The 13,553-nt window shown below is 54.3% G+C and carries 14 protein-coding genes; 10 read left to right on the top strand and 4 right to left on the bottom strand.

Going from position 1 to position 13,553, the window contains the following annotated elements; translation table 11 throughout:
* Nucleotides 1-2: 2 nt before the first annotated feature.
* Entirely contained in the window at nt 3-962 is a 960-nt protein-coding gene (gene msrP / locus QEH57_RS00915; protein WP_309004779.1) for a protein-methionine-sulfoxide reductase catalytic subunit MsrP, read from the bottom strand.
* 558 nt (nt 963-1,520) lie between these two features.
* Between msrP and QEH57_RS00910 the strand changes: the two genes are divergently transcribed.
* From QEH57_RS00910 to QEH57_RS00875, 9 genes are all read left to right on the top strand, one after another.
* The gene (locus tag QEH57_RS00910) at nt 1,521-2,708 is read left to right on the top strand and encodes a polysaccharide lyase 6 family protein (protein WP_309004778.1); all 1,188 of its coding nucleotides are present in this window, start codon (nt 1,521-1,523) and stop codon (nt 2,706-2,708) included.
* A gap of 708 nt (nt 2,709-3,416) precedes the next feature.
* A complete protein-coding gene (locus QEH57_RS00905; RefSeq protein WP_309004777.1) occupies nt 3,417-5,321 on the top strand; it encodes a DUF4955 domain-containing protein in 1,905 nt (634 codons plus the stop codon).
* Nucleotides 5,322-6,602: 1,281 nt separating this feature from the next.
* Nucleotides 6,603-7,118: a hypothetical protein gene (locus QEH57_RS00900; RefSeq protein WP_309004776.1), complete on the top strand. Its 516-nt coding sequence runs from the start codon at nt 6,603-6,605 to the stop codon at nt 7,116-7,118.
* 106 nt (nt 7,119-7,224) lie between these two features.
* Nucleotides 7,225-7,698, top strand: a complete 474-nt coding sequence (locus tag QEH57_RS00895; protein WP_309004775.1) for a hypothetical protein — start codon at nt 7,225-7,227, stop codon at nt 7,696-7,698.
* Nucleotides 7,699-8,214: 516 nt separating this feature from the next.
* A complete protein-coding gene (locus QEH57_RS00890; protein ID WP_309004774.1) occupies nt 8,215-8,715 on the top strand; it encodes a DUF4375 domain-containing protein in 501 nt (166 codons plus the stop codon).
* A 123-nt stretch (nt 8,716-8,838) separates the two neighbouring features.
* Nucleotides 8,839-9,162 (top strand): energy transducer TonB, encoded by a 324-nt coding sequence (locus QEH57_RS00885; protein WP_309004773.1) that lies wholly within the window; start codon nt 8,839-8,841, stop codon nt 9,160-9,162.
* A gap of 653 nt (nt 9,163-9,815) precedes the next feature.
* A complete protein-coding gene (locus QEH57_RS00880; RefSeq protein WP_309004772.1) occupies nt 9,816-10,037 on the top strand; it encodes a hypothetical protein in 222 nt (73 codons plus the stop codon).
* The gene (locus QEH57_RS24920) at nt 10,024-10,284 is read left to right on the top strand and encodes a type II toxin-antitoxin system RelE/ParE family toxin (RefSeq protein WP_343224736.1); all 261 of its coding nucleotides are present in this window, start codon (nt 10,024-10,026) and stop codon (nt 10,282-10,284) included. Before QEH57_RS00880 ends, QEH57_RS24920 begins: the two co-directional genes overlap by 14 nt.
* A gap of 116 nt (nt 10,285-10,400) precedes the next feature.
* Nucleotides 10,401-10,613, top strand: coding sequence for a hypothetical protein (locus tag QEH57_RS00875; RefSeq protein ID WP_309004771.1), 213 nt, complete (start codon nt 10,401-10,403; stop codon nt 10,611-10,613).
* 105 nt (nt 10,614-10,718) lie between these two features.
* On the opposite strand, the gene QEH57_RS00870 is transcribed toward QEH57_RS00875, so the two are convergent.
* Nucleotides 10,719-11,162 carry a helix-hairpin-helix domain-containing protein gene (locus QEH57_RS00870; protein ID WP_309004770.1) on the bottom strand — a complete coding sequence of 148 codons (444 nt, stop codon included), beginning with the start codon at nt 11,160-11,162 and terminating at the stop codon, nt 10,719-10,721.
* 337 nt (nt 11,163-11,499) lie between these two features.
* On the opposite strand from QEH57_RS00870, the gene QEH57_RS00865 reads away from it, so the two are divergent.
* Nucleotides 11,500-11,985 carry an LURP-one-related family protein gene (locus QEH57_RS00865; protein WP_309004769.1) on the top strand — a complete coding sequence of 162 codons (486 nt, stop codon included), beginning with the start codon at nt 11,500-11,502 and terminating at the stop codon, nt 11,983-11,985.
* Between the two features lie 380 nt (nt 11,986-12,365).
* On the opposite strand, the gene QEH57_RS00860 is transcribed toward QEH57_RS00865, so the two are convergent.
* Nucleotides 12,366-13,106: a dienelactone hydrolase family protein gene (locus QEH57_RS00860; RefSeq protein ID WP_309004768.1), complete on the bottom strand. Its 741-nt coding sequence runs from the start codon at nt 13,104-13,106 to the stop codon at nt 12,366-12,368.
* Between the two features lie 72 nt (nt 13,107-13,178).
* Nucleotides 13,179-13,553 (bottom strand): hotdog domain-containing protein, encoded by a 375-nt coding sequence (locus QEH57_RS00855; RefSeq protein WP_309004767.1) that lies wholly within the window; start codon nt 13,551-13,553, stop codon nt 13,179-13,181.

The raw sequence follows: 13,553 nt of genomic DNA, 5'->3' as shown, positions 1-13,553 counted from the left end.
AACTAGTAATTGCGGCGAAGGTCCAAGCCGTCGTAGAGCCCCGCTACCTGCTCTTCGTATCCATTGAACATCAGCGTGTCCTTACGTCCGCTGAAAAACCCGCCCCCAATCACGCGTTCGCTCCCCTGCGACCAACGCGGATGGTCTACCTTCGGATTCACGTTAGCGTAAAACCCATACTCGCTCGGCTGCAAAGCCTGCCACGTATTGACCGGCTTCGTATCGACAAGGTCGATACGTACGATCGACTTGATGCTCTTAAAACCGTACTTCCATGGCACCACCAAACGAATCGGGGCCCCGTTTTGATTCGGCATCGGCTTTCCGAAGATCCCCGTGGCGAGCAAGGTCAGCTCGTTCATTGCCTCCGCCAAAGTGAGGGCCTCCACATAAGGCCAATCGATCGACCCGCCCCGCTGCCCGGGAGCCACCTTCGGATCGAAGAACGTCGTAAACTTCACGAACTTCGCGCCGCTTTTCGGACTCGCCAACTGCAAGAGCTTGCTCAGCTGGAAGCCGTCCCACGGAATCACCATCGACCAGGCCTCCACGCATCGAAAACGATACACCCGCTGCTCGATGCCCCCTACTCGCTTGATCAGATCGTTGACATCCAGCTTCAAAGGGTTGTCCACCAAGCCGCCGACTTCCAACGTCCAAGGTTCCGTTTTCCAGCCCTTGTTCGCAAGCTTCGCCGGACCATCCTTGTCATAAGAAAACTCGTAGAAGTTGTTGTATCCAGAAACCAGATCGTAGTCAGTGACATCCAAGCCCTCTCCCGAATACTTCGGATTCCGCGTCGTAGGAAACCCCGCCGTGGCGCCGATCAAATTCGGAATCCCCGCCAACGAGCCAGTGCCCAAGCCCACCGCCTTCAAAAATTTCCGTCGGTTCCAGTAATCGCCCTCCGAGATCGCCTCCGACTCCGACAGCTGCCAACTCCTCCTTTTTCCTACGTGCATCGTTCGAAGAACGCACAAACCACCCTTTCATCTGCAAAAAACAGCCCCCTTTCCCCATTCAAGCCCCCACACACATCCCCAATCATCTCCGCAACACGAAACATCCAAGCCCGCAGGCAAGTCAGCAGTAGCCTAGGCGAAGACAAACCCGTAGCGCGGAGCTTTCCCGTCCGCAGAAGCTTCAGCGAAGGCGGAAGCCCGCGACCGCAATGCAAGATCCTACCAATTCACCACTCTCTCCATCCTCTAATTCTCAAATCCCCCCACTTCCCCATCAATCCCAAAAACCAATCTGCGCACATCCGCGTAAATCTGCGGGCCAAAAAAAACACAACCCAATCCACCCCTCATCCCCCAAAACGCCTCCTTGCTCATCAGAGCAATGCCCTCCCTGCATCCCCCCCTAAGAAAAACAATCTGCGCCCATCTGCGAAAATCTGCGGGCAAAACAATCCCTCATAAGTACCATTCGTAGAACAGTCACAGCCCACCACCCACAGCCCACCACCCACAACACACCACCCACAACACACCACCTATCACCCAACCACCCCTCCCATGAAACGCATCCACCTACTCGCCCCCCTTTCACTCTTCGCCCTGCACGTATCACTCTTCTCCGCCACCCGCCTCGCCCGCGATCTGCCAGAGCTCAAATCCCATCTCCAAGCCGCCCAGCCCGGCGACACCATCCAGCTCGCCCCCGGCGAATGGGCCGACCTAGACCTCAAGCTCACCCTCAACGGCACGGCCGACGCCCCCATCACCCTCACCGGCGATACCAACGGCAACACCCGCATCACCGGCCGCTCCCGCATCGCCCTCTCCGGAGAACACATCATTCTCTCCCACCTCGTCTTCTCCCACGCCGAGCCTCCCGCCGACACCGAAGCCCTCGTCTCCTTCCGCACCAGCGACAGCGACTACGCCCACCACAGCCGCCTGCGCCACAGCGTCTTCGACTCCTGCAACCCCTCCGACCCCGCTCGCCGCTACGCATGGGTCCGCCTCTACGGCACCCACAACCGCGTCGACCACAATCGCTTCCGCAACCAAGCCCACAGCGGCGTCACCGTCCAGGTTCGCATGCTAACTCCCGACGCCCAACACCGCATCGACCACAACCACTTCCTCGACCGCCCCAAGGGCGACGGCAACGGCTACGAGTGCATCCAAATCGGCCAAAGCCAAGACTCCCGCAGCCTCGGCTCCTGCCTCGTCGAAAACAACCTCTTTGAACGCTGCGACGGCGAAACCGAAATCATCTCCAGCAAAACCTGCAACAACGTCATCCGCGGCAACCTCTTCTACGAGTCAGCCGGCACCCTCACCCTCCGCCACGGCACCGATAGCCTCGTTGAAAACAACACCTTCATCGGTAACCATAAACCGGATACCGGCGGCGTCCGCGTCATCGACTCCGGCCACACCATCCGAAACAACACCTTCCACAGCCTCACCGGCTACACCGGCGGCATCATCGTTCTCTACGCAGGCATCCCCGACTCCCCCCTCAACGGCTACTTCCCCGCCCACCGCGTTCTTGTCCAAGGCAACCAATTCTACGACTGCCAAGCTCCCCTCATCCAAGAAAAAGGCGGCTACAACGAGCGAGGCCGTACCCTCCTGCCCCAAGACTACCGTATCCAAAACAACACCACACTCGCCACCCCACCCGACCACCACAACCTCCGCCCCCCCGAAGTCGGCCCCGCCTGGCAAAGCCCCCAGCGCCAAACCAACTAAATCCCCCCATAACGAAGGCATCCCCCGTAGCGCGGAGCTTCCCCGTCCGCAGTAGCTTCAGCGAAGGCGGAAGCCCGCGACCGCAATGCAAGATCCTACCAATTCACCACTCTCTCCATCCTCTAATTCTCAATCCCCCCACTTCCCCATCAATCCCCCAAAACCAATCTGAGCACATCTGCGGAGATCTGCGGCCCCCCCAAAAAAACACAACCCAATCCACCACTCTTCCCCCAAGAGCCTCCATGCTCATCGGAGCAATGCTCACCCCGTCCAAACCGAAGTATCCTATAGCCACGAAAAGGCACAAAAACCAAACCGACGAAGGACCTTCGCTATAGCGAAGGCAGATTCAACCTTAAGCCAGCTATCAATTCTCGAATCGGGTCTTCGCCCTGAGTTCAGCGAAGGGATCCAGCGAAGCGATGTTAATTCCTCAGCAGTGCAGGATACCCTCACAGGATCCGTCAAAAATCATCAACGTACGCGGTTCCTCAAAAAACTTCCCCATCAATCCCCAAAAAACAATCTGCGCACATCCGCGTAAATCTGCGGGCCAAAAAAAATACAACCCGATCCTCCCACCCCCCTCATCCCAGCCCCCTTATCTTATCCTACAATTAGCCCCCCACAAGATTCGGCCCCGCCCCCAGTACCGAAGAAAATCCCAGCTCCCTAACCATCCTAGCAATCCCCTTCCCAGTCCATATGCTCCGCACCCTTTCACTTCTCACCCTCCAGCTCACGCTCTTCCCCCTTCTCGCCTCCGCCCAAACCGAGGCCCCCAGCTGGGTCGAATACGCCCGCAGCCAGCACACCGGCGAGCCCGCCCTCCTGCCCAACTACTCCTACGCCGGCTACCAATTCTCCGAACAGCCCATCCCCGACACCCGCGGCTGGCTCACCCTGCAAGTCACCGACTACGGAGCCATCCCCGACGACAACCTATTCGACGACGACGGCATCCGCGCCGCAATCGACGCCGCCATGGCGATCGACCAACCCGTCGTCATCCACTTCCCTCGCGGCAAGTACGTCGTAGGCGTCGGCGAAGAACGCAACCGCTCCTTCGAGATCAACCGCGGCCACATCGTCCTGCGCGGCGAAGGAGCCGACGAAGGCGGCACCGAAATCTACACCCACGAGTACCCCGATCCCAAGCTCCCCGAATCCCCCCGCTTCCACTTCCGCCCCGTCGGAGCCAAACCCCGCCACTTCGACCAAACCGTCCTCGCCAAACCCACCGGCGAAATCCCCCGCGGGTCCTTCACCCTCACCGTCGACAGCGCCAAGAAGCTCTCCGTCGGCCAATACGTCACCCTCTTTCACCAAAGCAAGGAAGCCATCGATGCCCGCCTCGACGGCCTCGAATGGCATCCCGCCTGGTCCACCGGGAAATCCGGCATCCGCATCCGCGAGGAACACCTCATCTCCGCCATCGACGGCAAGCGCGTCACCTTCAAGAACCCCGTCCAGCTCGGCATCCCAGCCGGAGCCGGCACCACCGAAATCTGGCCCTACGCCCCCCTGCAAGAAATCGGCGTCGAAGGCATCCGCTTCTCCAGCGGCTGGGCCTCCTACCCCCAAGACTTCAAGCACCACCTCAACCACGCCGTCGACTACGCCTACCGCGGCATGCACCTCACCGACGTCGCCAACAGTTGGATACGCGACTGCGAATTCGACTCCTGGAACGTCGCACTCGTCATCGACAATGCCCTAGCCGTCACCGTAGAAAACGTACGCTTCTCCGGCAAGCCCGGCCACACCACCACGTATCCACGCGACAGCTACGGCGTGCTCTACAAGGACATCGTCAACGAGACACCCACCTGGCACGCCCTCGGCTTCCGCTGGACCAACACCGCCTCCGTCTACCAAAACTGCGTCATGCTCGAAGACCAGTCCATCGACTGCCACGGCTTCCATCCCTACGCCAACCTCTTCGACAACATAAACGGCGGCCGCTTCACCCACAACGGCGGAGCCTGGAACGCCTACCCCAACGGCGGCCAAGACTTCACCTTCTGGAACTTCGTCCACAACGCCTCCGCTCCCCAAACCAGCTACGACCTCTGGTCCATCGCCCAGCGCAAGCTCCACAACTACATCCGCCCCTACTTCGTCGGATTCCGCAGCCCCGGAGAAACCGTTACCTTCGAAGACGAAGGCCTCATGGAGCTCAAGGACCAGGAAGCCTATCCCCGCTCCCTCTTCGACGCCCAACTCCAGCTCCGCCTCTACGGCGCCTACATGAGCGCCACCAGCTCCGCAGCCGGACACCCAGCCGCCCACGCCAACGACCGCGACCCCAGCACCCATTGGATCTCCCAAGGCGACACCGCCAACCAATGGCTCCAACTCGATCTCGGCATCGAAAAGCAAGTATCCGCAGTTCAGATACAAGCCCCCTGGAGCGCCGCAGCCGCCTTCACCGTCGAAGCCTGGATCGCCGACGCCTGGCAACCCATAGCCACCGCCCCAGAAACCAGTCTCCAACTCACCCTCCCCCTCGAAAGCCCCATCCGCGCCCGCAAGCTCCGCCTCGTCTTCAAGCCCGGCCAAGACCGCGACCACCCCATCGCCATCACCCAATTCCAAGCCAACAACTAAATCCCTCCCCATAACGAAGGCACCCCCCGTAACGCGAAGCTTTCCCGTCCACAATCCTCCCCGCCGACGGGTCCTCCAACTCGTCCGCAGACTTGTCCGCTGGCATGTCCGCAGTAGCTTTACTGCAAAGGCGGAAGCCCGCACCACAGTGCAAGATCCATTCTTTCTAACCACACAAAGTACAAAAGCCTAACAAACAAAGGACCTTCTCCATAACGAAATCATCCCCGTAGCGCGGAGCTTCAGCCCGCGACCGCAGTGCAAGATCCCGTCCGCCAACTTGTCCGCAAGAGCCTTACCAAAGGTGGAAGGGCTAGCGAAGGTGGATCCTACCTTAAGCCCCCAACCGACACTCGAATCGGGTCTTCGCCCTGAGTTCAGCGAAGGGATCCTCGCCCTGAGGCCTGCCGAAGGGATCCAGCGAAGCGATGTTAATTCCTCCGCAGTGCAGGATGCCCTCACAAAATCCGTCGAAAATCATCAAAATACCTGCGGTTTCGCCCCACACTCACTCCCCCCCAAAAAAACAATCTGCGAACATCTGCGGAGATCTGCGGGCCCAAAAAACAAAACCCACTCCCACCAACATCACCCTCACCACTGCCTTGCTCATCAGAGCAATGCCTACCTCTACACCTGCCCCCAAAAACGAAAAAATTAGCGTACTTTTGCGTCATGTTTCGTCGCTTCGCACCTCAAGTGTCGGTCGAGAAACCCAACTCCATTTATCCAAAATTATTAGCGTTCATTCGCGTCCACGCTAGTCCGCCATAGCTCAAAGAGCGACGGCCGGATTCGCGGTTCCAAACTTCTCATCTTTCTCGGTACGCTGTCCAAGTTCCTCATCTCCCTCGGTACGCGGTTCCTCCCAAAGACCAGCAAGCAGTCAACCTGCGACTAAGCGGTGCAGATCGGATCGACTTCCAGTCAACGCGAGCTCGAGCAAACCAAAGCCACAGGCCTAAGCGCAAACAACTCTACCCAATCGTACTTTCACGTAAATTAGCCTTGTCTCCAAGCAAGTCCGAAATAGTTTCCCTTGCATGGAAAAGCGCGGACTAACAGGAGAATCCCCAAATGTGCTATTACCCGAAAAGCGCGCATAACACCGGCCATAGCCTGCTATTCCGACAACTTAACGGTCAAAAAGTGCTACCGAGCGTAGCGACATGATCACAAGAGCCCAATAACACCCTACGTGTTAGTCGTACCAAAAGCGCGCATAAGTACTGTTCAGTAAAAATGAATCTCACATTTCGACAACTCATTTGGCTCCATCCTATGCTTGCGTTATTGCACGGTCAGTCCGAACTTGGAATCGACGTATCGGCCGTGTCCGAGGTGGTCGGAATCCAAGAAGCTGCATCCTGCACAAACGTCAAATTAGATCTTCCTCCGGAGTTTTCAGAATGGGTTGCTTTGTTTGCAATCGAAGCAGGTTCCCCAAACAACTTCGTTAGCGAGCGCAGTGGCGTACTGATAGTTCCTGCGGAAATATACGACAACATAGCGATCATTGGAATCGCAAAGCACCGTATTGTCACGAACTTACCACCATCAGGACTTCATCGTTACCATGCAATAATCCAACGAGACGACTTATTAGAAGCTTCGATCGAGATAGAAACAATGAAGCTTTATTTCTTAGCTTCACCAAAGCACAATAAAATAGAACAACTAGCAGATCTACCATCCTCAAAGATCGAGGACATGACCATATCTAGCATTGTTGCCATAAAAAAACTCAAACTGAACCAGACGGTTACAATTCCGGCAGCTCCGCCGCCTCCATCGTGACACCTTAGCGTTAGCCAATAAAATTTTGCAAAATCAACTTTACAAACCTGACAAGGAGAAACCGAGGCACCGCCAACTGAAACGCTTAGTCTTGGCACTGCGAGACATGAATATGTCTGAAAATGCTATTCAAGAAGCAATAAACTGCAAAAAGAATGAGACATTGAAGAGGCACCTCGTTTCAGCAGCTGTAATCTATTACTCCAGGCCGTTTTCGTCCGGTCGCAACTGGACAAAGATCTCGTCTACCTGGGAAAAATTTGAGAAGGAAGTTTATAGGAATTTACACAAATCCATCAATAAATGGAGAAATACATTTGTAGCACACACCGACGATGAGCTCCACGAGTTGGAGTTTATAAAGAAGGGATCAGTCGTCAGCTTCATCTCTAAAGAAGGAAAACATATCGAAAAGACAGCATCTACACATGGAGAGCTTCTAAGGATACCCGATTTCGATTTTCAAAAATTGGAGGATTTTTTGTCATTATGCAGATTCCAAATCGACCGAATGAACAGAAAAATCAGAGAAGAGAAAAACAAGTTGTTCCAGGAGTTTGAGAAATCAGATAAAGACTAACGAATCGTTCTATACCACTCCGGCCTATGCTCCGCGCTGACCTCGCGTATGGCCTCAGCGTTAGACAAAAATAATGAACCCAAGAAGAAGTCCAACTTTCACGAATCTATGCTGGATTTCCGCTTTCATTTTAGTTCCAGCCAGTCTCTTTATCTCAGAAAAAACGAAGGGAATCGACCCATGGGGATGGAATAAAGGAATACTCTTTTTACTTTTCCTTCCTATTATTAACGCCACCAGCTTCATTCTTTGCGTCATCGGTTTTCTTAGAAACGAAAAATGGGTATTATTTAGATCAATACTCCTAATTATCCTACTGCTTCCTGCACTATACATATACAATATTCGATAGGAAATTCACTCCAAATACCAATATACTACAATCCTGATGAAACAATGCATACAACTTCGACAAACACCCGACTCTTTAAAAACGAACCCTAAGAAATCCACGATCTCAGACATGGAGGCCGAGCTTAGGCCTCGTCGTATGGACCTTCTGTTAGCAGAAACGCAATGATAGATCCAAAGATGTTCACAGCGTCGTTAGAAGCTGGAGACAAAGAACTCGCATGTCACTCGATCTGCGATGTCGCTGAGGACATCTTCTACGCCAAAGGAGCTGACGCAATTCCAGCTCCTCTGAAGACAGTATTCGCTGTCGAGACGTTTCACGGACAAGAAACCAATGGAGGCTTAGAGCAGTATCTGACCAACGGTCATGAATCATTGGCAGTTTACGCTGCCTCAGCACTCGAGAGAGTTGGTCTCGATCTCCCCTCGAAAATCCTACGAAGCGTCCTGGAACTATTCCCTGAAGAAATCAAAGAATCTAAAGAACCGAACTACTTAGACTATTTTGATGAAATCGAAGACCAGAAAGGCTCTGAATACATCGGAAACAATATAGAACAGGAGCTTTGGGATTGGTACCACGGTGGAAACAAAGAAACCATCCAGGACAAACTACACGATTGTATCGTATCGAACGAAGAACGATTTATAAACCAACCCTAACAAGCCATTCTAGGCGAGCAGCGCGAGCGCTCGTCCCCTGCACTTGACGATATGAGAACAATAATCACAATTCTAACGACCTGCACATTGGCCATCTCGGGCTGCAAAACCACCGATCGCCCAATGGCTGATGAGAGCTACGAAACCCCAAATCCACTACTTCAAGATCGTCCCGCTGACCTGAAAGACGTAGACGTCAAACCAACAATCATTCGCGCAGGTGATCCGAAATTGCCAATCGACTTTCAGGGCGAAATTAACGCCGTTGTAAGCTTCATTGTTACAAGAGAAGGTAGACCAATCGGGCCACACATAGACAAGACCAATCACCCTGAATACAATCCCCTTGTTCTATCATTCGTTAACACATTCGAATTCAATCCCGCGCAGTACGACGGGGAAAGTGTAGCCGTCCGGGTGACCCTTCCGGTCAATCTAAGCAATTAGTCATATCAAGTCGTGTGATCCAATACGCTACAGTCGCTCCTCGACTTCCACCCATGCATCCACTATTCGTTGTTCTACGAAAAATAAGATGTTCGAATCAATATGGATAGTCGGAGTCGCGATTGTGCTATGGAAAGTATTTGTCATAACATATGGATACAAAACAGGAAAAAGACTAAACAGGACGAAAGAAGGAATTATACTGACTCTTGCATTCGATTTCCTTGGATTGATCATTCTTTGGGTCATGGGCCCAAACAAGCAAAACTCATTCAAAGAAGAGTAGAACAATATAGGGACCTTCGAACCGTAGGTTCGCATTGGCCCATGGTTGAACAAGCCGCGGTCCGGGGCGGACATAGCCGGATACGCTATATGCGTTTTGCTTTTCCCGAGCTTCCTCCACTGGAAGCGCTTTTTCGTCTTCGGGCGAGACCTTGGCACGAGCCAGAGACGAACCCCAGCCCGAAGCGAGCCGAAAAAGCGATTCTCGGCGGCCGAATCGGGTCGTTTGGGAGTGTATCGGAAAGAGGGTGACACGGGGGCAGCTCCGGACGACGCGCTTCGCTCGGACTTCTCATGCAGCGGCGCACTTGCGTTCGGGAAGAAACGACTTCTTGACGCTTTAGCGTCATGCCGTCAAAGTAGGCCATATGAGCAAAGCTACACTTTACCTGGACGAAGCAGTCCATAACGCATTGAGGATCAAGGCCGCAGAAACCAGACAGTCGATGTCTGACCTCGTAAACGATGCACTTAAGGCAGCGTTGCGAGAAGATTTGGAAGACATCTCGGATTGGAAAAAGAGAAAAAAAGAAAAAACAGTAAGCTACGACGAACTCCTTTCCCAGCTCCAAGCAGATGGCACTATTTGACCTGAAGTTCGCATCTTCCGTCCGAAAAGACCTAAAAAAGATCCACAAAAAGGAAGTAATAAAAATTCTTTCTGAGATCCAAAAGTTAGCTGAAGATCCAAGACCCACCAACTGCAAAAAGCTTACCAACGAAGAGCTTTATCGAATACGAATCGGAAATTATCGTGTTATATACGAAATTTCCGACGAAAGACTTATAGTTCACGTTATCAAGGTCGGACATCGAAAAGACGTATATAAAATTTAGCTCGAGCCAGACGGCATACAATTCCGGCATACCCTCACCGCACCCCTCACCACCGGTAAGTTCGTAATCGCCACTTAGTCCTAAGCGTCAGGCTAAAACAAGAAACCAAGAATACTATGACCAAATTGAAACTGTTCGTCGCGCTCGTCCTCACCGCGTTGATGATTATCATCATCGTACAAAACACGGAACCTGTCGACACAGACATCCTCTTCCTGACGATTACTATGCCGCGGGCAGCCCTTCTCGCCTTCGCAGGCTTCCTCGGCTTCGGCCTTGGCATCCTCACCTCATTTTTCCTTTCCGGAAAAATCATCAAAAAAAGCTGAACCAGAAAAAGCGTTCCGGTTCAGCTGGCGTTCCCAATGAGGCTCGCGCCAAACGAAGCCTTCCTCCCCTAGCAGCAGTCCACCTAGTCCGAACGCCCAAGGGCCTTAGCGCTTGGACTTCTTCTTGCCCTTCTTGCCGGACTTTTTCTTGAGCTTACCTTTTGCCTTTTTGGACTTGGGGGTCTTGGACTTGGATTTCTTGGACTTGGACTTTTCCTTCTTTTCCTTGTCCTTCTTGGCGGCCTTCGACTTTTCCTTCTTCGCCTTGTCCTTGCCGGAATCCTTCTTCTTGGACTTCGGCTTCTTCGCGGCGATCGCCTTTTTCGTAGCGTCCTTTGGCGCGGCTGCAGGCTGCCGTGCGCTGGCCGGTTCCAGGGCCTTTGCCGCCTCGATGAGCCCGCTTGCACGGACGGGGCCAATTCCCGACACGGAGCAAAGGCTTTCTACACTTGCGTTAGCCACCTTGGCGACCGTCGTAAATCCCATTTCCGCAAGCGCCGAAGCCATGGATGGCCCAACCCCTGCGATTTTAGTTAAATCAGTATTCATATCGTAGTTACATTCCAGATAGGGCATCGCACCCTGCGATCCAGACCAGTAAACGGGAATAGCAAAGCAAGTCAACTCGGAGCGCTCTGCCGGCGGGACAGCCTTGCCAACGATACAAGAAGTCGTTTCCAATACCCTAGACTCCTACAAACGCCCCCATCTCCGCCGAAGAGACTCCTCCGCATGCCCCCGTCTCCCACGCCTTCCAGTACCGACAATCCAAACTGGACGCCTTCGACCTCGTGAGGCTTTCCACGATAGGGCGTCCACTCGTATTCATTCAGCTAATACCCAATATTGCTCAACAACCAAGGAACCCAACAGTGATATGCGATACATGATAAAAGAGAAATTCTGGTCCTGGGGAGATGACTTCCACATCAGCGACGAGAACGGCGAACCGGTCTTCTTCATCGACGGCCAGGCTTTTTCCTGGGGAGACAAACTCTCCTTCCAAGACCTTCAGGGCAACGAGCTGGCCTTCATCGAACAGAAGCTGCTCACCTTCCTGCCGAAGTACGAGATCTACCGCAACGGAGCGCTCTTCGCCGAAGTCCGCAAAGAGTTCTCCTGGTTCAACAAAAGGTTCACCTTGGACGTGCCCGGCCCCAACGACTACACCATCGAGGGCTCCTTCTGGGCCCACGACTTCCGCTTCCTCCGCTCCGGCAACACGGTCGCCACCGTCTCGAAAGCGGTCTGGTCTTGGACCGACACCTACGGAATCGATATCGCAGAGGGCGAGGACGATGTCTCCATCCTCAGCGCCTGCATCGTCATCGACCAAGTCCTGCACGACGAAAAGAATAACGGTAGCCACTAGGAAGCGCCCCAAGGAAGCATTTGGGCAAAGTAAAAGCCCGCCAGAGCTAAGCTCTGAGCGGGCCTCTTTGATAGCAGGAGTACCCCTACTCCTATGTCGCTATCGTGTATGTTTTATACCCCAAAAAATCTGTAACGAAGCTTGGCTTCGTATCGGTTAGGCCTCTCGGCTGCCGATGTGAGAACTATACGATATTCCTTGTTAATTGTGAAATACCTTGTTCCTACCGACACCATAGGATGTGCCTATGGTTCTTGCTTGATTGCTCTAAGCCCCTACCCTGCATTTACTTACCGCCACTGAGCATCCCTCCGGAGGGTCGCTGCTTGCCAAACATTTTCCGGAATAATTCGAAAAACGGGGCTTGGGGCGGGCAGCGCCTAGCGCAGCTTGCGGGCAAACATCTCCAAGCTCAGGCTGAAGCCCTGCCCAGCCAGCACGGGATCGTAGCGGTGCCCCTCGTCCCTCACGAACGCGTGGGCTCCGTTGAACTCGTGCCATTGGAAGTCCCGCTCCGCTGCCTCCAAGGCCTCCTTGATCAGCCTCCGCCCTTCCAGCGGCACATGGGGATCCTGCCGTCCGAAGATCATCAAAAGCTCGCCGGATATCTCAGGGATGCGGTCCAGCGAATCGTCGTTCATGCCGGCCCCGAGGGACCGCTTATGGATATCGGTCGGATAAAAGCAGGCCGCCGCCCTCACCCGCGGATCCATGGCAGCCCGGAATGCCAGGTGCCCGCCGATGCAAAATCCGATCGTCCCCACCTTTCCGCTGCAGCTCGACAAGCTCTCCAACACGGAAATCGCGGCGCTCGCGTCCGCGTCGTAGGCCGCGATGCTTTTCGTCGTCTTCAGCTCGTTTCCGCGATCCGTCCCTTCCTTGTCGTAATGGTAGGCCACCCCCGGCTCCTCGTACTCGTGATAGATCTCCGGCACGCAAACCACGTAGCCATGCCCCGCCAGGAAGTTGGCGATGCGAGCGATCGGTCCGGTCATCTGGTAGATCTCCGAATAGAGGACTAAGCCCGGAAAGGCACCCTCCGCATTCGGGCGGAAGAGGTGGCAGCGCATCGGGCCGCTCGGCGTTTCAACATCTCGGTACTCGGCCTCGCAAATTGTCATGCCCCCTTGCTGCAGATTAGCCCGCAAAAGACAACGCGATTAGAACCGAATGACCCCGTCGACCGCGCCACGCTAGACAGCTTCCGCACCCCTGCCTTGCGGCAAGGCCTTCTTCTCGCCTCGCTCGTTCACGCAAACGTAGGCGACATGGGTTGCGAAAATTTCCTCTCGCTCCCCCGCTTCCGTCTTGCGACTCACCTCCACCGCGTAACGCACCGAACTGGTCCGCCGCTCCACAAGGCGACAGCGAAACCTCAGAATTTCTCCCGCCCCCACCGACTTGCGGAACTGCAGCTGATCCATAGCCACCGTTACGAACAGCTGCTGGGGAAAGTCGGCGCACACGGCGATATAGGCGTATTCGTCGACCCACTTGAGCATGTTTCCCCCAAAGAGGAAACCGTGGTGGTTCAGGTGTCCCGGGTGTACGAGCTTGTAGTTATCCAT

This window comes from Pelagicoccus sp. SDUM812005 (assembly GCF_031127875.1).
Classification (GTDB): Bacteria; Verrucomicrobiota; Verrucomicrobiia; order Opitutales; family Opitutaceae; genus Pelagicoccus.
The sequence above is the reverse complement of the archived record's forward strand: the minus strand, read 5'-3'. Positions and strand labels throughout refer to the sequence as shown.

What these genes read in the sequence shown, in the direction of transcription:
- QEH57_RS00880 (WP_309004772.1), top strand. Translation starts at nt 9,816, where the DNA reads ATGAGCAAAGCTACACTTTACCTGGACGAAGCAGTCCATAACGCATTG.
- QEH57_RS24920 (WP_343224736.1), top strand. Translation starts at nt 10,024, where the DNA reads ATGGCACTATTTGACCTGAAGTTCGCATCTTCCGTCCGAAAAGACCTA.
- QEH57_RS00855 (WP_309004767.1), bottom strand. Translation starts at nt 13,553, where the DNA reads ATGGATAACTACAAGCTCGTACACCCGGGACACCTGAACCACCACGGT.
- QEH57_RS00890 (WP_309004774.1), top strand. Translation starts at nt 8,215, where the DNA reads ATGATAGATCCAAAGATGTTCACAGCGTCGTTAGAAGCTGGAGACAAA.
- msrP (WP_309004779.1), bottom strand. Translation starts at nt 962, where the DNA reads ATGCACGTAGGAAAAAGGAGGAGTTGGCAGCTGTCGGAGTCGGAGGCG.
- QEH57_RS00870 (WP_309004770.1), bottom strand. Translation starts at nt 11,162, where the DNA reads ATGAATACTGATTTAACTAAAATCGCAGGGGTTGGGCCATCCATGGCT.
- QEH57_RS00895 (WP_309004775.1), top strand. Translation starts at nt 7,225, where the DNA reads ATGAATATGTCTGAAAATGCTATTCAAGAAGCAATAAACTGCAAAAAG.
- QEH57_RS00900 (WP_309004776.1), top strand. Translation starts at nt 6,603, where the DNA reads ATGCTTGCGTTATTGCACGGTCAGTCCGAACTTGGAATCGACGTATCG.
- QEH57_RS00860 (WP_309004768.1), bottom strand. Translation starts at nt 13,106, where the DNA reads ATGACAATTTGCGAGGCCGAGTACCGAGATGTTGAAACGCCGAGCGGC.
- QEH57_RS00905 (WP_309004777.1), top strand. Translation starts at nt 3,417, where the DNA reads ATGCTCCGCACCCTTTCACTTCTCACCCTCCAGCTCACGCTCTTCCCC.
- QEH57_RS00885 (WP_309004773.1), top strand. Translation starts at nt 8,839, where the DNA reads ATGGCTGATGAGAGCTACGAAACCCCAAATCCACTACTTCAAGATCGT.
- QEH57_RS00865 (WP_309004769.1), top strand. Translation starts at nt 11,500, where the DNA reads ATGATAAAAGAGAAATTCTGGTCCTGGGGAGATGACTTCCACATCAGC.
- QEH57_RS00875 (WP_309004771.1), top strand. Translation starts at nt 10,401, where the DNA reads ATGACCAAATTGAAACTGTTCGTCGCGCTCGTCCTCACCGCGTTGATG.
- QEH57_RS00910 (WP_309004778.1), top strand. Translation starts at nt 1,521, where the DNA reads ATGAAACGCATCCACCTACTCGCCCCCCTTTCACTCTTCGCCCTGCAC.